Origin of the sequence: Klebsiella sp. CN_Kp097, assembly GCF_040064495.1 — a bacterium.
GTDB classification, from domain to species: domain Bacteria; phylum Pseudomonadota; class Gammaproteobacteria; order Enterobacterales; family Enterobacteriaceae; genus Klebsiella; species Klebsiella aerogenes.
Genome location: NZ_JBEAIL010000034.1, coordinates 88,372 through 106,263, shown reverse-complemented (window position 1 = coordinate 106,263; position 17,892 = coordinate 88,372). Strand labels below are relative to the sequence as shown.

The following is a 17,892-nucleotide window of genomic DNA, read 5'->3' as shown; positions in this document are numbered from 1 at the left end:
CGACGGGTTAATCGGCTTTCGGGAAGTCCACTACCGTGTCGTTAACCCGGTTCACCATGTTGGTGAACAGGATGGCGCTGACGGCACTGATGATCTCAATCACCTGCTGGTCGCTAAAACCGGCGTGACGCAGCGCGGCGACATCCGCTTCCGGCAGCGTACCGGTGGTGGTCACCAGGGTTTGGGCGAATTTCACCAGCGCGTCCAGGTGCGCATCTTCCGTATACTCGCCGCGGCGCAGGGCGTGGATTTGCTCGCCGCTGAAGCCCGTTTTTTTGGCCATCAGGGTATGGGCGGCCAGGCAGTAATCACAGCCGGTCGCTTCGCTGACCGATAAATTAATCGCTTCCAGCTCCTGCGCGCTAAGGCTGCTTTTATGCAGCATCGCGTTGTGCGCCAGCGCCTGCTGCAGCGCCGCCGGCGAGTGGCCGCCGATGGTCAGATAGGCATTCGGCACTTTACCCATCGCTTTTTTAATTCCGGCGAAAATATCGGCGGCTTTACCGGTGGCATCTTGTTCACGGATATCGGCTAAACGGCTCATGGTGTACTCCTGTTATTTGAGGGTATGTTGTGGCAATGGAGACATCTTAGTGGTCGGCGACGTGCTAGACTGGCGCTCTTCGTCTCATTTTTTTGTCTTATCGTCTCAGGAGTCGCATGGATAGTTTGAGCCATCTGTTGACGCTGCTGGCCCCGCGTTGCGAAGTGAATCTGCATTGCCGTTTCGGCGGCCGCTGGCAGGCCGGACACGATCAAATGCGAGCGGGCGTGGTGCCGTGGCACTTTGTGTTGCGCGGCGAAGGGCGCCTAACCGTCGGTCATCAAACCCGCCACATGCGCGCCGGCGACGTGATCCTGCTGCCGCACGGTTCGCCGCATCTGATGGAGAGCCTGGTGGAGTGGGGTCAGGTACTGCCCGTCGCCCACCGCTTTAACGGCACGCTGACGGAAGTCCGCACCGCCGAAGAGAGCGATGCGCTGGAGATGCTGTGCGGCGAGTTTTACTTCGGCCCGCACGTCAACTGGCTGTTCGCCGAAGAGTCGGCGCTGATCCATTTACATACCGATGAGCGCGAAGATTGCCCGGAACTGGATATTTTGCTTAACGTGCTGGTACGCGAAAGCCTGGCGGAACATCCCGGCGGCAGCGCTATCGTACGCAGTCTTGGCGATACGCTGCTGGTACTGCTGTTACGTACCCTGCTCGGCGCGCAGGAGCCGCCGGGCGGCCTGTTGCGCCTGATGAGCGATGCGCGGCTGATGCCGGCCGTTCTCGCGGTGCTGGCCGCGCCGGAACAGCCTTGGACTATCGAGAGCATGGCGGCGCGGGCGTTTTTATCGCGCGCCACCTTCGCCCGCCATTTTGCCCGCGTCTATCATCTGACGCCGCAGGCGTGGCTGTCGCAACTGCGGATGGCGATGGCCGCTCGCCTGCTGCATCTCGATCGCCAGGCGCGGCTGGAAGTGATTGCCGAACGCTGCGGTTTTCAATCACAGGCTTCGTTTGCGAAAACCTTTAAAAAACACTACGGCATGACGCCGGGCGAGTGGCGTCGGCAGTAAAGCGCGCGCCGCGTCGCGCCGTGCTATGATTCCTGCTTTGCGCTATTTCACGCGAGGGAAAAATGGGTTCCAGCAAAAGAGGGATGTTGAACGTATTGATCGCCGCCGTCCTGTGGGGCAGTTCCGGGGTCTGCGCGCAGTACATTATGCAGCAAAGTCAGATGTCATCGCCCTATCTGACCATGATCCGCCTGCTGTTCGCCGGGCTGATTTTGCTGATGCTCGCCTTCGTTCACGGCGACAAAATTTTCCGCGTTATGCAAAACCGCAAAGATGCCCTCAGCCTGCTGTTTTTCTCGCTGGTCGGCGCGTTAACCGTGCAGTACACCTTCCTGATGACTATCGAGAAGTCGAACGCCGCCACCGCCACGGTGCTACAGTTTTTGTCGCCGACGATTATCGTCGCCTGGTTCGCGCTGGCGCGTAAGGCGCGGCCCAGTCCCTTTGTGCTACTGGCGATTGGCACCTCGCTTGCCGGCACCTTCCTGCTGGTCACCCACGGCAACCCAACCTCGCTCTCCATCTCGCCGGCGGCGCTGTTCTGGGGGATCGCCTCAGCCTTCGCGGCGGCGTTTTATACCACCTATCCCTCAACGCTTATCGCCCGCTACGGCACGCTGCCGATCGTCGGCTGGAGCATGCTGATTGGCGGGGCGATGCTGTTGCCGTTTTATGGCAGCCAGAGCGCGAACTTTGTAGTGAACGGCCGTCTTCTGCTCGCGTTTTTCTATCTCGTGGTGATCGGCACCTCGCTGACCTTCAGCCTGTATCTCAACGGCGCTCAGAAAATTGGCGGCGCGAAAGCCGGGATCCTCAGCTGCGCCGAGCCGCTGAGCAGCGCCCTGCTCTCTCTATTGCTGTTGGGCATTACCTTTACTCTGCCGGACTGGCTGGGGACGCTGTTGATTCTCTCTTCGGTCATTCTTATCGCGGTGGATTCCCGGCGGCGGGTACGCGCGGCGTAATAGCAATCGTCTGATTTTAAACAACAAAAAGTGTCTAACATTTGCGCAATTCACCTGCTGCGCATATAGTTGACTGAAGCGAAAAGTGAAGGAGAAGCGCCATGAAAGCGTGTTGGATGTTGTGTCTGGTTACTGCCCTTAGCGCCAGCGCGGCGTGGGCCGAATCGCCGCTGCAAAGCCTGCAGTTTGAGCAGCAAAAACAGCAGGTGTTGAAAGCGGTGAAGGAAAAATGCGCCCCGGCGAGCACCCTCAGCGATACCGATTTCGCCAATAAAATCCTCGCCTCGAAAGACAACCAGAGTTACGTTCGCGAAGCGACGCTGGCGAAAGAGCGCAATAATCAAAAAGGCTATCTGGCCGCCATTGATAAAATTCGCTGCCCGGAGAAATAACGGGCTGAATTATCAGGAAAACCGTTGCCTGCCGCGACGGTTTTTTTATTTCCCCCAACGCTCGGGAATAATTAAGTCGCCGCGCAGCAGGCTGCCGCCGGGCTGCGGGCTTTTGCCGATCAGCCAGTTGACGATCCGCGAAGCCATCGCATCCATCGAATACTCAATCGCCGGGATGGTCGGAATACCCGGCATCTGCAGCGAACCCGCGAGACTGAAGACCATTACTTTTTCCGGCACCGCGCGGTTAAACGCCTGCAGCTGCGGCACTACCCGCTGCGCCTGCAGTTCATCGCTCACCAACAGCGCATTAAAGTTCAGGGTAGTGGCGTTATTCATCAACTCCTGTACCGCCACCGACGACGAGGCGCAGTCCAGGAAGACCAGGTTGCGATTAAACGGCAGGAAGTTCTTCTCCAGCGCATGCTTATAGCCCAGCAGCACCTGATCGGCAAAGCCGCTCCCCTGCGGATGGATCAGCGCAATCTGCCGCCGCCCCTGATTAATCAGATAATGACAGGCGGTTTCCGCGGCGAAGGCGTGATCAAACTGAATACTGTTCTCGCCATCGCTTTCCAGACAATCAATCAGCACCACATCGGGGCGCTCGATCTGCAGCGGAAAGCGCGCGCCGATGATCAGCACGTCATCGCACAGGCCACAGGTGAGTTCATCCAGCGCGCTTAATACGTCGCCGCGGTTATTGGCGAAGCGCAGCAGTAGATGCTTCTGATGCTGGCTGAGCTGTTTTTCCAGGGCGTAGAGATAGCTGGTGGTCTGATTGATGTTGTCCTGCGCGCAAATCACGCCGATACAGCCCGTCGACTGGCTCAGTAAGGATTGGGCAATCATATTGGGCCGGTAGTTCAGCGTTTCCGCCGCCTGAAGCACCGCCTGGCGGCTGGCCTCTTTTACCCCGCGCGAACCGCTCAGCACGCGCGAAACCGTGGCTTTCGATACCCCGGCTAACCGTGATACGTCATTGATTGTCGACATCTTTTTTCCCCTGGCAGGTGCGGCTTAGCCCCTGTAACGCTGTGTCCTGAATCGCTTCAATTATAACCAGCGGCAGTATAGCCGTTTCCTTTTTTATTTGGAAACCGATTTTCCATTTCGGCAAAAAACCACGCCAAATCGACATTATTTTGTGAGCGAAATCTAATTAGTAAGCCCGCTAACGGTGAGTTATTGACCGCGCTCACAGTTCTGTTTTTTATAAATGGAAACCGGTTTCCGTCTGATATCAAATCATCCTCGCAATAACTTTTTACATATGAGGAAAGCCGTCGATGTACAAGATTATGCTGTGTTGCTCCGCCGGGATGTCCACCAGCCTGCTGGTGAGGAAAATGGTGGATGCCGCAAAGGAACGCGACCTGCCGGTGCAGATTGACGCCTATGGCGTTGCCGAATTTGATATGCAGTTTCCACAATACCAGGTGGTGCTGCTTGGCCCCCAGGTCAAATACATGCTGAAAATGCTTAGCGAGAAAGCCGCTCCCCTGAATATTCCCGTCCAGCCTATCGATACGATGGATTACGGAATGCAGCGGGGAGATAACGTTCTGAATTATGCCCTGTCGCTGATCGCCGCGGCGCACTAAGAGGTGTTCAAATGAGTTCTCTGTATCAGTCGATGATTGCCGTGATCGAGCAATCTATTACTCCGCTGGCAGGACGCCTTGGGCAACAGAAATATGTTATCGCCATCCGCGATGGCTTTACCGCCGCATTGCCGTTCATGATCATCGGCTCTTTCATGCTGGTATTTATTTTTCCGCCTTTCTCGCCGGAGACCACTAACGGTTTTGCCCGCGGCTGGCTGGACTTTTCCCAGCAGTACCGTGAACAGCTGATGCTGCCGTTTAACCTCAGCATGGGCGTTATGACCTTCTTTATCTCGGTCGGCATCGGCGCCAGCCTCGGACGCCAGTTCCAGCTCGATCCGGTCATGTCCGGCCTGCTGGCGTTTATGGCCTTCCTGCTGGTCGCCGCGCCCTATGCCGATGGCAAAATTTCTACTCAGTATTTATCCGGCCAGGGCATTTTCACCGCGCTGATCACCGCCATCTACTCCACCCGCGTTTACGCCTGGCTTAAGCAAAACAACGTGACCATTCGCCTGCCGAAAGAGGTGCCGACCGGCGTCGCCCGTTCGTTTGAGATCCTCATTCCGGTACTGGTGGTCATCGGTACTCTGCATCCGCTCAACCTGTTCATTGAAGCGCAAACCGGCATGATCCTGCCGCAGGCGATTATGCATCTGCTGGAACCGCTGGTCTCCGCCTCCGATTCGCTGCCGGCGATTCTGCTGTCGGTGCTGATGTGCCAGATTTTCTGGTTCGCCGGTATTCACGGCTCGCTTATCGTTACCGGCATTATGAACCCGTTCTGGATGGCCAACCTGTCGGCAAACCAGGCGGCACTGGCGGCCGGCGCGGCGCTGCCGCACGTTTACCTGCAGGGCTTCTGGGATCACTATTTGCTGATTGGCGGCGTCGGCTCGACCCTGCCGCTGGCCTTCCTGCTGCTGCGTAGCCGGGTCACGCATCTGCGGACTATCGGCAAAATGGGCATCGTGCCAAGCTTCTTCAACATCAACGAACCGATTCTGTTCGGCGCGCCGATCATCATGAACCCAATGATGTTTATTCCCTTCGTCTGCGTGCCGATGGTCAACGCGGTGCTGGCTTACGGCGCAACCCGCCTTGGCTGGTTGAGCCAGGTGGTGTCGCTGACGCCGTGGACGACGCCCGCGCCGATTGGCGCCTCGTGGGCGGCTAACTGGACCTTAAGCCCGGTGGTGATGTGCGTTATCTGCATGGTGATGTCGGCAGTGATTTATCTGCCATTCCTGCGCGCCTATGAGCGTTCATTAATAAAAAATGAAGTCGAAAAGGCGAAAAGCGTTGCATCGGTCGCCGGGGCCGTTAGCCAGTAATTCCTGTATTACCTGAAAATATGAATTTATGCGGAAAAGGGATTTTCGCCAAATAATCTGATTATAAACTCAATAACCTCAGGAAATATATTTTGAGAAAAAATTAATTCATCTGCATTTGTACTAGCCGTTAAATTTCGCCACTGAGAATAAGATATTTTTTCTCCGGCGTAGCTGTACCCTGAAAAAAAAACAAATCAGCTTATTTTGGTTATTTTTATTTTAACCAGAATGGGGCGGTTATTGTCTGCATATATTAATTATTAAAGTGAGATAACCATGAATACAGTTAAAAAGCTGCCATTGGCCATGGCGGTTATCGCCGCGCTGTGCCCAATTTCCGTACTGGCGCAGGAGTTTACCCAGGAGCAGATCGACGCCATCGTCGCCAAAGCGGTTGATAAAGCGCTGGCCGACCGCCAGGCTAAAATTGATGCCGCGGCCGATAAAAAGGTTGATGTTATTACCAACCCGCAAACCACCGCCGCTTCGCCGGATATGGCGATTCCATTCGGCCTGAAATTTAGCGGCTACGCCCGCTATGGCGCCCACTTCCAGACCGGCGACCAGAAATATGTCGGCGTCGACGGCTCCTATAACGGCGCCTCGGCGATTGGCCGTCTCGGTAACGAAAGCAACGGCGGCGAATTCCAGATCAGCAAAGCGTTCAAAAGCGCGCAGGGGGCCATCTGGGATCTCAACGTCATGTTTGACCACTGGAGCGACGAAGTTAACCTGAAAAAAGCCTACGTCGGCGTCACCAATGTTCTCGAATCCAACCCCAACGCCTATATCTGGGCCGGCCGCGACTTCCACCAGCGCCCGCAACAGGGGATCAACGACTACTTCTGGATGAACCACGACGGCCAGGGCGCGGGGGTGAAGAACTTCGATATCGGCGGCGTGCAGTTCGACGTGGCGACGGTGTCGCAGGTGAAATCCTGTAGCCCGGAAGTGATGGCCGATGAGACCAACCCGTCGCGCATCACCTGTACCGGCAGCTCCGATACCGGCGATAACGGCCACTACGCGCTGACCACCAAAACCCACAACATCAAAGCCGGGCCGATCGACGTCGAGGTATACGCCAACTACGGCTTTGACTCAAAAGCGGTGGACAGCGACGCGCGCCTCGATGCCTGGCAGGGCGGGCTGGTGCTGAGCCATAGCAACGACAGCGGAGTGAACAAAGTGATCCTGCGCTACTCCGATAACTCGGATAACAGCGTCTATAACAAAACCGACGACCTGACCACGGTCTACGCCAGCTTCGAGGGCAGCCATAAGTTCACCCAGCAGGCGCAGATCGAGTATCTGCTGGCCTTCCACGACTACGACAACGGCAAGGATAATACCGACAACCGTAAAAACTACGGCGCGATCGTCCGGCCAATGTACTTCTGGAACGACGTGCACTCGACCTGGCTGGAAGCGGGCTACCAGCGCGTTGACTACGACCAGGGCGGGGATAACCACGGCTGGAAGCTGACGCTGTCGCAGAACATCGCCATCGGCATGGGGCCGGAGTTCCGCCCGATGCTGCGCTTCTATGTGACCGGCGGCCAGGTGGATAACGAACACACCGCGAAAGTAGACGGCACCAGCGACGAGCGGCTGGATTCGCTGAACATCGGCGGCATGTTTGAGGCCTGGTTCTGAGGCAATCCAATTCCCGGCTGGCGCTACGCTGAGCCGGGCTACAGCTCCGGGTACAACTTATCTTTGGCTTAATCGGCGGGCGATGCGCTCAAGCTTCATCATCAACAGCAGCGTGACGCCCACCAGCACAATGGTCAGCGCCGAGCCATCGGCGATATTGCCGCGATCGGTGAGGCTGAAAATAGTCACCGGCAGCGTCGTCCAGCCCGGCGGATAGATCATCACCGTCGCGCCCAGTTCCCCCATCGACAGCGATAAGCTCAGCGCCAGCGCTGAAATCATCCACGGCGCCATCAGCGGCAGCGTCACATGGCGCAGGCGATACCACGGCGAGGCGCCAAGACTGGAGGCGACGTTTTCAATATCGGCGGAAATCCGCGCCAGCCCGGTCGTTACGTTGCTGAAGGTAAAGGCGGAAATCAGTACAAAGTGCGCCGCCAGGACGATCCAAAAAGTACCATTCATCTGCAGCGGTCCCTGGCTGAACGCCACCAGAATGCCCAGTCCGACGGAAACCGAGGGGATAGCGCTGGGCAGATAAAACGCCAGGCCAAGATATTTCTGTAACTTCGCGCCATACTGGCGCAACGCCAGCGCCGCCCACATCCCGCACAGCAGCGCCAGCAGGCTGGCGCAGAAGCCCACCATCAGGCTCGAAAACAGCGAATCCCACGCCGCGCCGCGAAAGGCGTTAACAAAGTGGGTAAAAGTAAAGCCGGTGGGCAGCAGGCCGTTCCATTGTTTACTCAGGCTGGAGAGTAAAATCACCGCCAGCGGCAGCAGGAAAACGCCGGCAAAAAGCGTCACCGCCAGCGCGCCCGCCGCCGCGCGGCCTTTACGCGACCAAATCAACATCGTTAACTCCTTACGCCAGTGCGCGCCGCAGCCAGCCGATAGAGCATAAACAGCCCCAGCGACAGCAGAATATTAATCAGCGCAATCATGCAGGCCACGCTGTAATCCGACTCCAGAATCGCCTTGCTGTAGACCATCATCGGCAGGGTATTAACCCCTTTGGCGCCAATAAACAGCACGATACCGAACTCGTTAGTGGTCAACAGCAGGCACAGGCTGCCGCCCGCCATCAGCGCCGGTAGCGCCGCCGGGAAGATAACCTGGGTAATCACCCGTAGCGGATGGGCGCCGAGAATACTCGCCGCTTCCAGCTGGCTCTTATCTATCTGCCGCAGTCCCGCCATCAGCGGGCGCATCACCAGCGGCGTAAAGACGGTAATCTCCGCCAGAATCACGCCGTTTATTGAATAGAGAAAGTCTACCGGCGGCAGTTCAAAAGCAAACAACGCCATCAGGGTGCCGTTGAGCAGCCCCGCCGAGCCGTAAATAAAGGTGAATGCGAGGGTAATCAGGAAGGTCGGCAGCGCAATAAAAGTATCAATGACCCGGCTCACCAGTTGGCTGCCGGGGAACGGAATAAAGACCAGAATCAGCGCCAGCACGCTGCCGAGCACCAGGCAGCCAAGGGTGGCGAACACTGCAATCTGTAAGGTATTGAGCAGCGCGCCAATAAAGCGTTTTGAGTCAATCACCTGCCAGAAAGTCTCGAGGCTCAGGTTGCCGCTGGCGTCACGTAATGCCTGTTCGGCGATCAACAGTAGCGGATAGAAAAATAGCGTCGCCAGCACCAGCAGCGGCAATGCCAGCCACAGGTAAGGGCGTAAGTTTCGCGCCGGACGCGCAAGCGTGAGGGTTTGCGCCATCATTGCACCTCGATCAGAACCGCATCGCCAGGTTCGAAGTAGAGCGCCAGCTTGTCCCCCGCGCGCGGCAGCGGGTTCACGTGGGTCATCACAATCCGCACCGCTTCGCCGGCAACATCGCACAGCAGATGCGTCAGATCGCCCTGCCAGTGTACCGAGGTCAGGGTAGCATTGAGACGATTACTGGTTGCCGATCGCGGCGCCAGGCTCATGTGCTGCGGGCGAATGCATAACAGCTTGTTGTTGCCATGCAGGCCGCCCCGGCTGAAGGCGTTAATCAGGCCGCCGCCACAGCTCACGCTAACCAGCCCCGGCTCGGTGCTGTCTTTCAGCGCCGTCGCCTGCAGGATATTGGCGCGGCCGAGGAATTCGGCGCTAAAGCGGTTCGGCGGATAGTGATAGAGCTCGTGCGTTTCGCCGTGGGCGATCAGCGAACCGTCTTTCATGATGCCGATTTTGTCCGCCAGGGTCAGCGCTTCGGTCTGATCGTGGGTGACGTAGAGAATGGTCAGTTCCGGCAGTTCGCGGTGCAGACGGGCAATCTCTTCCACCATGTTATGACGAATTTGCGCATCCAGCGCCGACAGCGGTTCATCAAGCAACAGTACCCGAGGACGCACGGCAATCGCGCGGGCTATCGCGACGCGCTGCTGCTGGCCGCCGGAAAGCTGATGCGGGTAGCGGGTGGCGTAATCCGCCATACCGACGATTTTTAAGGCTTCAGCCACCCGCTCGGCGATAAGCGCCCTGGGCTGCTTTTGCGCCCGCAGGCCGAAGGCGACGTTATCTTCTACCTTCATATGCGGAAACAGCGCGTAGTTCTGCACCACCATCGCCAGCCCGCGTTGATACGGCGGCAGCTGGGTGACGTCAGTATCACCGATCACAATCCGACCGCCAGCCGGTTGCACAAAACCGGCAATCGCCCGCAGCACCGTGGTTTTCCCGGAACCGGAAGGGCCTATCAGCGCCAGCACCTCACCGGGTTCAATGGTCAATGACAGCGGTTTTAAGACCACGTTGCCGTGGTATGAAACACGCAGCGAGTCCAGGGTGATCCCGGAAGTCCCCGCCAGCGACGGGGAAGAAGTGACGGTGGTTTTCATCAACATCAGGCTTACTCGCTATCGGTCACTTTATGCCAGCGGGCAATGTCAGCCGACAGCGATACCGCGACATCATCCCAGTTCGGCTCCCAGCTCTTCACGCCGTCGAGCGCCGCTTTCGCCGCCTTAAAGTTAGCGTCATCCGGCGCCACATCGCTGCGTACCGGCAGGCCCCAGGAGAGCGCGCTGACGCTGGATTGCGCCGGTTTATCCAGCAGGAAATTGATCAGCTTCTTGCCGTTTTCGCTGTTCGGTCCGTTCTGTACCAACCCGATGGTGTAGGGCAGCGCCAGCGCGCTGCGCTCGCCTTTATCATCCGCCGGCCAAAAAATTTTAACGTTCGGGTTACGCGCCATCTGCGACAGGTTCATCTGCAAATCGCCGTTGGCGACGTACAGCTCGCCTTTATTGACCAGCGCAGTCAGCTTGCCGGTCGAGGCCGATGGGCCAACGTTATTGGCCTGCAGCTTACCCAGATACGCAAAACCGGCGTCTTTACCGCCGAGGCTGTGGAACGCCTGCAGCATCACCGCGGTACCGTCGCCCGCCTGCCCCGGCGTGGAGTACTGCAACTTGTTCTTAAAGCGGCTATCCAGCAGATCCTGCCAGCTGGCCGGCGCGGTTTTCAGCAACTGGCCGTTATAGATGAAGGTCAGATAGTTATTCACCAGCGGCGCGTAGCGGTCGTTAGCGCCGGGGATCTGCGCGCTACCTTGCGGGGTAAAGGTTGCCAGCAATTGCTCTTTCGCGGCGCGCTGGATAAACGGCGGCACCGTGACCAGCACGTCAGCCTGCGGATTGGTGCGCTCCTTCGCCAGACGTTCGACGATCGCGCCGGAGCCGCCTTCCACATACTGCACTTTGATGCCAGTCGCTTTGGTGAAGGCGTCGAACTGGCTCTGATACCAGCTGTTATCGCCATCATGCAGGCCGTCGGCGGAGTAAACCGTGACGACGCCGTCCGCCCAAACCGGAGAGCTGGTCAGCGCGAACAGGGACAGCAGAGCAAGTCGGGAGAGTTTCATCGTTTAAGCCTCATCGGATAGTCAGTTATTCTGGTGTAGACCAGATTTGCTTTCACGCTACCGGGGGTTTATGACAAAACGATGAAAGAAGTGTGTCGAAAGAGTTAAAACGAGGGGAAGTGCGTAGCCCCGGTAAGCGCTAGCGCCACCGGGGAGATCAAAAAATTTAACTAATAAAATCAATGTGTATCGACTTCGATCCGCAGGCTGTCATGCCGCCAGTATTCAATATCGTAATCGAGAATACGCCCATGCTGATCGTAATTCAGCCGGCGCAGCAGCAGCGCCGGGCGCCCTTCCATCACCCCCAATGCTTCGGCAGCCTGCGGCGGCATTGAAGTGGGATAAAACGACAGATGCATACTGGTATAGATCAGGTCGTACTGAGTTTGATAAATCTCGGTCAGACTGCCGTTAAGATCGTGGCGCAGCAGCTCAGGCACCCGCGCGGGCAGGCAGTGGTTTTCGCAGTAGCACACCGGCCGGCCGTCGGCATAGCGCAGACGCGTCAGCAGGTAAACCTGATCGAAGGGCTGCAGCGCCAGCGGGGCCATCACGTCCAGCGGCACGGCGGTTAAGCGCCCTTCAAGCAGCACCGTTTTCGGTTCGCGCCCCTGCTCGAGACATAGCTTGTGGAAGTTGGTGTTCTGCGTCGGATCCAACCACAGACGCTCCGGCGTCACGAACCAGCCGCGGCGGTCAGCGCGGTAAATCACGCCGCTGGCCTCCAGCTGCGCCAGGCTCTCGCGTACCGTAATCCGGGTCGTGTTGAACAGCGCGCACAGTTCGCGCTCTGAAGGCAGCTTATCGCCGCTTTTCAACGCGCCGTTTTGAATACGCGCCTGCAGCTGCGCCTTAATCATCAGGTATTGCGGCATCTCGCCAGAGGGTGATTTCATGTTTACTCACTGCCACTTTTCGTGCGCTCATTATACATAGCCAGATGAATTTTTTGTTGCAGCGCCACATTTCCTTTGACCCTGCCCCGGCTTTGTCTCCATGATAAATATAAATCTGGTATAGACCAAATGGTGAGACAAATGACTTCACGGAACTACTTGCTGCTGACCCCCGGCCCGCTAACCACCTCCCGTACGGTAAAAGAGGCGATGTTGTTCGATAGCTGTACCTGGGATGATGATTACAATCTCGGCGTGGTACAGACCATTCGCCAGCAGCTGGTGCAGTTGGCTACCCCGGCCGACGGTTATACGGCGGTGCTGCTGCAGGGTAGCGGCAGCTACGCGGTCGAAGCGGTGCTCGGCAGCGTCATCGGCGAACAAGGCAAAGTGCTGATCGTCAGCAATGGCGCCTATGGCGCGCGTATGATTGAGATGGCGCAACTGATGGGCATCGCCTGCCACCCTTACGACTGCGGCGAAGTCTCCCGTCCAGATGCGGCCGCGATCGAACAGATCCTGCAGAACGACCCGGCGATCACCCATATCGCGATGGTACATAGCGAAACCACCACCGGCATGCTGAATCCGATCGAAGAGGTAGCCGAACTGGCAAAACGGTACGATAAACGCTATATCGTCGATGCGATGAGCAGCTTTGGCGGCATTCCGTTGGATATCGCCGCGCTGAATATTGATTACCTGATAAGCTCCGCCAACAAATGCATTCAGGGCGTACCGGGCTTTGCCTTCGTGATTGCTCGCGAAGCGGAACTGGCCGCCTGCAAAGGCCGTTCGCGCTCGCTATCACTGGATCTGTACGCCCAGTGGCGCTGCATGGAAGATAACCACGGTAAGTGGCGCTTCACCTCGCCGACCCATACCGTGCTGGCCTTTGCCCAGGCGCTGAAAGAGCTGGCGCAGGAGGGCGGCGTTAGCGCCCGCTACCAGCGCTACCGCAACAATCAACGCCGTCTGGTCGCCGGGATGCGCGCGCTCGGCTTCCGGCCACTGCTCGACGATAGCCTGCACTCGCCGATCATTACCGCCTTTTATTCACCGGATGCGCCGCAGTATCGCTTTCACACCTTCTACCAGAAGCTGAAAGATCAGGGCTTCGTTATCTATCCGGGCAAAGTATCGCAAAGCGATTGCTTCCGCATCGGCAACATTGGCGAAGTCTACGACGCCGATATCACCGCCCTGCTGGCGGCTATCGACAACGCCATGTACTGGAAACAATAAGGAACCGCCATGAACCGTATTAGCGCACTGATCCTTGACTGGGCAGGCACCACCGTAGACTTCGGCTCTTTCGCCCCGACGCAAATTTTCGTCGAGGCCTTCCGCAAGGCCTTCGATATTGAGATCACCCTTGAAGAGGCCCGCGTGCCGATGGGGCTTGGCAAGTGGCAGCACATTGAGGCGCTGGGCAAACTCCCTGCTGTCGATAGCCGCTGGCAGGCCAAATTCGGCCGCGCGATGACTGCCGCCGATATCGATGCGATCTACGCCGCGTTTATGCCGCTGCAAATCGCTAAGGTTGTCGATTTTTCCGCACCGATTGCCGGCGTTGTCGACACTATCGCCGCGTTTCGCGCCGAGGGCCTGAAGATCGGCTCCTGCTCGGGTTATCCTCGCCCGGTGATGGAAAAGCTGGTACCGGCCGCTGCCGCCCAGGGCTACGCCCCGGACCACTGGGTCGCCACCGATGATCTTGCCGTCGGCGGTCGTCCGGGCCCGTGGATGGCGCTGCAGAACGTGATTACCCTGGGCATAGACGATGTGGCCCACTGCGTGAAGGTCGATGATGCCGCACCGGGCATCAGCGAAGGGTTACATGCCGGGATGTGGAGCGTCGGGCTGGCTGTGTCCGGTAACGAATTCGGCGCTACCTGGGAGGAGTACCAGGCGATGTCGAAAGAGGAAATCGCCACCCGTCGCGAGCGGGCGGCAGGCAAACTGTATGCCGCCGGGGCTCACTATGTGGTTGATACCCTGGCGGATCTGCCGGAAGTGATTGCCGACATCAACGCCCGGCTGGCAAAAGGCGAACGGCCGTAAGCGGGTTAATTCACCTTCACTTTGGTCGTCACCAGCAGGCCGGTAAACAGCATTAATATTCCTGACAACACCAGCGGCGACAGCAGTCCTAAGTGGTCGAGCGCAACGCCGCCGACCGCGGCGCCGCAGGTGTTGGCAAGCTGGATCACCGCCACCTGAATCGACCCGGCTTTTTCCGCCTGATCGGAGAGAGAACGGGTGATCCACGTTGACCATCCCACCGGAATCAGCGCAAACGCGAAGCCCCAGATAATCGCCACCGTCGAGGCGACGATTTTGCTTTCTCCCCACAGTACCAGCGCCGCCGCGCAGGCGGTCAGCACCAGCGGCGAAATCGCCAGCGCCGCTTTAACCGAGCGCTTCAGCACCACCGAGGAGAGCGAGGTGCCGATAAAGCTGGCGATACCAAAGCTCAGCAGCACCAGCGTCAGGCCGTCGACGTCAAAACCGGCGAGTGTCATGTATACCGGTCGAATATAGGTAAAGAAGGCGAACTGTCCGGCAAAGGCCATGAAAATGGCGCACATCCCGGCCATCACCCCCGGACGCTTCAGCAGACCAAACATATTTTGCTGCTGAGCCGCCGATTCACCCGGAAGCGACGGTAGCGCTTTCAGCACCCAGAGCGTACACAGCACGCCCATCACCGCCGCGCCGTTAAAGACGTTGCGCCAACCGATAAGCCCGCCAAGGAAACTGCCCAACGGGGCGGCGATCACCAGCGCGATTGATACCGCGCCGAAAATAATTGATAGCGCTTTCGGCACCACGCGCATCGGCACCAGACGCATGGTCAGCGATGCCGACATCGCCCAGAAACCGCCGAGCGCCAGGCCCAGACAGGCGCGCCCCAGCAGTAGCAGGGTGAAGCTATCGGCAAACGATACCAGCAGGCAAGAAAGGGTCAGCAGCAGCGAAAACAGGATAACCACGTAGCGGCGATCGGTTTTACCTATCACCGTGGTGATAAACAGGCTGGAAAACATCGCGACGAATGCCGTCGTCGTCACCGACTGCCCGGCCATCCCTTCGGAGATGCCTAAATCCAGCGCCATCGGCGTTAACAGGCTGACCGGCAAAAACTCGACGGTAATCAGGCAGGCGACGCAGAAAGCAACCGCGAAGACCGCCGACCAGTTTGGCCGCGCGAGATCGCGTGCATGGGGTTTGGTTTCATTTGAATGACTCATGAGTGACCTGCGAAGAAAGTGGCGGAAAGCTGCGCAGTGTAACATTTTGTATGTGACGTACTTAACGTTTTCGCAACTCTTCTTGCTTTTCATAACGTAATACAAAAGCGTAGCTTGAGAATACAGGCCTCGTCATTCTGCCGGATGGTGCTTACGCTTATCCGGCCTACAAGTGACGAGTGCATAAACCGTAGGCCGGATAAGGCGCAGCCGCCATCCGGCACACAAAAGCGATTAACCACAGGCCGGATAACAATGAGATCAGTGCAGCCAGTGCACGCCGTCTTCCGGGAGAAACAGGTCGTTATAGCGCTGCTGTAGGTTATGTAAATCGCTCACATCCGGGTCCAGCTCGCGCAGAAAACCTTGCGCCAGGCGGATCTGTGCGTCGGTAATCGGCGCCGCTAATCGCGCTTTTTGCATCAGGCGATACCAGTAATGCAGGTTTTTTTCGCTGGCGTCGACAATCGCGGCCTGCCAGATGAGCAGCACCTGCGCGGCGTTCTGCAAATGTGCTTCATTCGGCCGCTCCAGGTAACGCACATACTCATTACCGGCGGTTTTTCCCAGCTGATCGATCATCGATTCCAACGGAACAGGCGTAATGCCAAGGCGTTCGCTCAGGCGACGAATCGCGCGGCGTGAATCAGAGGTAAGCACTCGAAATCCCACAACAAATACCACTACCAGGGTGGCCAGTCCTATCCAGATCATGCATCCTCTCATCCAATCGCAGCCTCACTATCATAATGGGAATTTGCCTGCTGTCGACTGTCGGACCTGGCATATTACGCAAGAAATAAAAAAGCCCGGCGCAATGGCCGGGCAAGGTTACCAAATACCTGGTGAATCAGGCAGTCTGCAAAACTCGATTCTTTTTCTCGCGGCGAATTTTACGCTCTTCGAAGATAGCCACGATGGCCATCAGGCAGATACAGCCGATGGCGGCGGCGTCCAGCGCCGCAAAGGTGCCGGCCCAGCCGGTCAGGCCGAAGACCGGCGTGCCGTCGGCGATCATCCCAAGACCCAGCTTGGCGAAGCTATCGCCGATCAGATAGGCGAAGGTGCCCTTGATTCCATCGGCGGCGCCGATCGCTTTTTTCGGTACGAAACCGACGGCGGCGACGCCGATCAACAGCTGCGGACCAAACACCAGGAAGCCCAGCGCAAACAACGAGGCCAGATAGACGTACTGGTTGCTGGCATGTTGGTAAACCCCAAGGGTGGCGATAATCAGCGCCAGCGCGACGCAGGCCACCAGCGCGCGGCGGCCGTTGGCCAGATCCGACAACCAGCCCCACAGTAGCGTGCCAACCAGCGCGCCGACTTCAAACAGAGTAAAGCCCTGAATCGCCACCTCTTTAGACAGCTTCAGCTCCTGGAAGGCATACACGGTGGACCACTGATCGATACCGATACGCACCACGTAGAGGAAGATGTTGGAGAAGCACAGCAGCCAGATCACTTTGTTTTTCAGCACATACTCAACAAAGATCTGCCACTTGGTCATCGCATTTTCTTCGGTCTCTTTGTCCTCTTCGCTGATCGCTTCGCCAAACAGCTCTTCCGCCGTGCCAAGGCCGTAGGATTCCGGAGAGTCGCTGCCGTAGCGCAGGCCAATAAAGCCAACGATCAGCGCAATAATCGACGGGAAGATAAACATGCCGATCACGTGGCCGTCGAACAGATAGTTGGCGCCAAACAGCGCCACGCCCGCGGCGCCCGCGCCGCCGAGGTTGTGGGAGATATTCCAGAAGCCGAGGAAGGTGCCGCGTTTGCGTCTGGGCGTCCACTTGGTGATGGTGGAATAGCTGCACGAACCGCCGGTGCTTTGAAAGAAACCGCTCAGCGCATAGAAGGCGATCATCAGGAACAGGCTGGTTGAACCCGCCCCCATGCTGGCGCTAAAGCCCAGCATACAGATGGCGGAGAGGATCAGCATAAACGGCAGGAACTGCTTGGTATTTTTACCGTCGGCATAATAAGAGACGAGCGTCTTGCCCACACCGTAGGTAATGGAAAAGCCCAGGCCAATCATCCCCAGCTGCGTCATGCTCAACCCGTAAGTGGAGATCATGTCGTTCTGCGCGATGTTAAAGTTTTTGCGGATCAGGTACATGGTCAGGTAGCCGATGAAGACCACCAGATAGGACTGCATGAAAGGTTTGAACCACATTTTGCGCCGCACATCGAGCGGCAGATCCAGGGTCGGCTTGCGCACCTGATTCAGAAAGGCCAGCATGGGTATCTCCTGAGCTGATTTTTTTATGCCTGCGTAATAACCAGGCATTGTAAAAACCCGCGCGCCGTCTGGCCTGAGACGGCTTCCAGGTAAAACCGGGAAAATTTCTTAGTTTTGCCCCGTTC

At 57.6% G+C, this 17,892-nt stretch carries 18 protein-coding genes; 8 read left to right on the top strand and 10 right to left on the bottom strand.

Annotation, left to right across the window (positions count from 1 at the left end):
* Nucleotides 1-7: 7 nt before the first annotated feature.
* Complete coding sequence (locus ABLV07_RS24795) at nucleotides 8-544, bottom strand: peroxidase-related enzyme (protein ID WP_047037948.1); 537 nt, start codon at nucleotides 542-544, stop codon at nucleotides 8-10.
* 116 nt (nucleotides 545-660) lie between these two features.
* Here ABLV07_RS24795 and ABLV07_RS24790 point away from each other — a divergent pair, with 116 nt between their 5' ends.
* The 3 genes from ABLV07_RS24790 to ABLV07_RS24780 all read left to right on the top strand — a co-directional run bounded on the left by ABLV07_RS24790 (nucleotide 661) and on the right by ABLV07_RS24780 (nucleotide 2,923).
* Entirely contained in the window at nucleotides 661-1,566 is a 906-nt protein-coding gene (locus ABLV07_RS24790; RefSeq protein WP_020077648.1) for an AraC family transcriptional regulator, read from the top strand.
* A gap of 62 nt (nucleotides 1,567-1,628) precedes the next feature.
* Nucleotides 1,629-2,531: an EamA family transporter gene (locus ABLV07_RS24785; protein ID WP_015369087.1), complete on the top strand. Its 903-nt coding sequence runs from the start codon at nucleotides 1,629-1,631 to the stop codon at nucleotides 2,529-2,531.
* A gap of 101 nt (nucleotides 2,532-2,632) precedes the next feature.
* The gene (locus tag ABLV07_RS24780) at nucleotides 2,633-2,923 is read left to right on the top strand and encodes a YicS family protein (protein WP_015369086.1); all 291 of its coding nucleotides are present in this window, start codon (nucleotides 2,633-2,635) and stop codon (nucleotides 2,921-2,923) included.
* Nucleotides 2,924-2,968: 45 nt separating this feature from the next.
* Here the strand turns inward: ABLV07_RS24780 and ABLV07_RS24775 are convergent, their stop codons facing one another.
* On the bottom strand, nucleotides 2,969-3,919 hold the full coding sequence (locus tag ABLV07_RS24775) for a LacI family DNA-binding transcriptional regulator (protein WP_020077647.1): 951 nt from the start codon (nucleotides 3,917-3,919) through the stop codon (nucleotides 2,969-2,971).
* A gap of 293 nt (nucleotides 3,920-4,212) precedes the next feature.
* Here ABLV07_RS24775 and ABLV07_RS24770 point away from each other — a divergent pair, with 293 nt between their 5' ends.
* The 3 genes from ABLV07_RS24770 (at nucleotide 4,213) to ABLV07_RS24760 (ending at nucleotide 7,523) form a co-directional block, all read left to right on the top strand.
* Nucleotides 4,213-4,527, top strand: a complete 315-nt coding sequence (locus tag ABLV07_RS24770; RefSeq protein ID WP_015369080.1) for a PTS sugar transporter subunit IIB — start codon at nucleotides 4,213-4,215, stop codon at nucleotides 4,525-4,527.
* Between the two features lie 11 nt (nucleotides 4,528-4,538).
* Complete coding sequence (locus tag ABLV07_RS24765) at nucleotides 4,539-5,864, top strand: PTS transporter subunit EIIC (protein WP_015369079.1); 1,326 nt, start codon at nucleotides 4,539-4,541, stop codon at nucleotides 5,862-5,864.
* Between the two features lie 279 nt (nucleotides 5,865-6,143).
* Nucleotides 6,144-7,523: a carbohydrate porin gene (locus ABLV07_RS24760; RefSeq protein WP_020077645.1), complete on the top strand. Its 1,380-nt coding sequence runs from the start codon at nucleotides 6,144-6,146 to the stop codon at nucleotides 7,521-7,523.
* A 57-nt stretch (nucleotides 7,524-7,580) separates the two neighbouring features.
* On the opposite strand, the gene phnV is transcribed toward ABLV07_RS24760, so the two are convergent.
* From phnV to phnR, 5 genes are all read right to left on the bottom strand, one after another.
* Nucleotides 7,581-8,378 (bottom strand): 2-aminoethylphosphonate ABC transport system, membrane component PhnV, encoded by a 798-nt coding sequence (phnV, locus tag ABLV07_RS24755; protein ID WP_020077644.1) that lies wholly within the window; start codon nucleotides 8,376-8,378, stop codon nucleotides 7,581-7,583.
* A gap of 2 nt (nucleotides 8,379-8,380) precedes the next feature.
* Nucleotides 8,381-9,241: a 2-aminoethylphosphonate ABC transporter permease subunit gene (phnU, locus tag ABLV07_RS24750; RefSeq protein WP_002923191.1), complete on the bottom strand. Its 861-nt coding sequence runs from the start codon at nucleotides 9,239-9,241 to the stop codon at nucleotides 8,381-8,383.
* On the bottom strand, nucleotides 9,241-10,353 hold the full coding sequence (phnT, locus tag ABLV07_RS24745) for a 2-aminoethylphosphonate ABC transport system ATP-binding subunit PhnT (RefSeq protein WP_045412616.1): 1,113 nt from the start codon (nucleotides 10,351-10,353) through the stop codon (nucleotides 9,241-9,243). The genes phnU and phnT overlap by 1 nt, the downstream gene beginning before the upstream one ends.
* 5 nt (nucleotides 10,354-10,358) lie before the next feature.
* Nucleotides 10,359-11,372, bottom strand: a complete 1,014-nt coding sequence (phnS, locus tag ABLV07_RS24740; RefSeq protein ID WP_045412613.1) for a 2-aminoethylphosphonate ABC transporter substrate-binding protein — start codon at nucleotides 11,370-11,372, stop codon at nucleotides 10,359-10,361.
* Nucleotides 11,373-11,551: 179 nt separating this feature from the next.
* Nucleotides 11,552-12,271, bottom strand: coding sequence for a phosphonate utilization transcriptional regulator PhnR (gene phnR / locus ABLV07_RS24735; RefSeq protein ID WP_015369072.1), 720 nt, complete (start codon nucleotides 12,269-12,271; stop codon nucleotides 11,552-11,554).
* Nucleotides 12,272-12,412: 141 nt separating this feature from the next.
* Here phnR and phnW point away from each other — a divergent pair, with 141 nt between their 5' ends.
* Nucleotides 12,413-13,516: a 2-aminoethylphosphonate--pyruvate transaminase gene (gene phnW / locus ABLV07_RS24730; protein WP_020077639.1), complete on the top strand. Its 1,104-nt coding sequence runs from the start codon at nucleotides 12,413-12,415 to the stop codon at nucleotides 13,514-13,516.
* Nucleotides 13,517-13,525: 9 nt separating this feature from the next.
* Nucleotides 13,526-14,335 carry a phosphonoacetaldehyde hydrolase gene (gene phnX / locus ABLV07_RS24725; RefSeq protein WP_015703877.1) on the top strand — a complete coding sequence of 270 codons (810 nt, stop codon included), beginning with the start codon at nucleotides 13,526-13,528 and terminating at the stop codon, nucleotides 14,333-14,335.
* A gap of 5 nt (nucleotides 14,336-14,340) precedes the next feature.
* Here phnX and nepI read toward each other — a convergent pair whose 3' ends face one another.
* From nepI to uhpT, 3 genes are all read right to left on the bottom strand, one after another.
* Entirely contained in the window at nucleotides 14,341-15,525 is a 1,185-nt protein-coding gene (gene nepI, locus ABLV07_RS24720) for a purine ribonucleoside efflux pump NepI (RefSeq protein ID WP_015369069.1), read from the bottom strand.
* Nucleotides 15,526-15,786: 261 nt separating this feature from the next.
* The gene (locus ABLV07_RS24715) at nucleotides 15,787-16,239 is read right to left on the bottom strand and encodes a DUF1198 family protein (RefSeq protein ID WP_047740216.1); all 453 of its coding nucleotides are present in this window, start codon (nucleotides 16,237-16,239) and stop codon (nucleotides 15,787-15,789) included.
* A gap of 136 nt (nucleotides 16,240-16,375) precedes the next feature.
* Complete coding sequence (uhpT, locus tag ABLV07_RS24710) at nucleotides 16,376-17,767, bottom strand: hexose-6-phosphate:phosphate antiporter (RefSeq protein ID WP_015369067.1); 1,392 nt, start codon at nucleotides 17,765-17,767, stop codon at nucleotides 16,376-16,378.
* Between the last annotated feature and the right edge of the window lie 125 nt (nucleotides 17,768-17,892).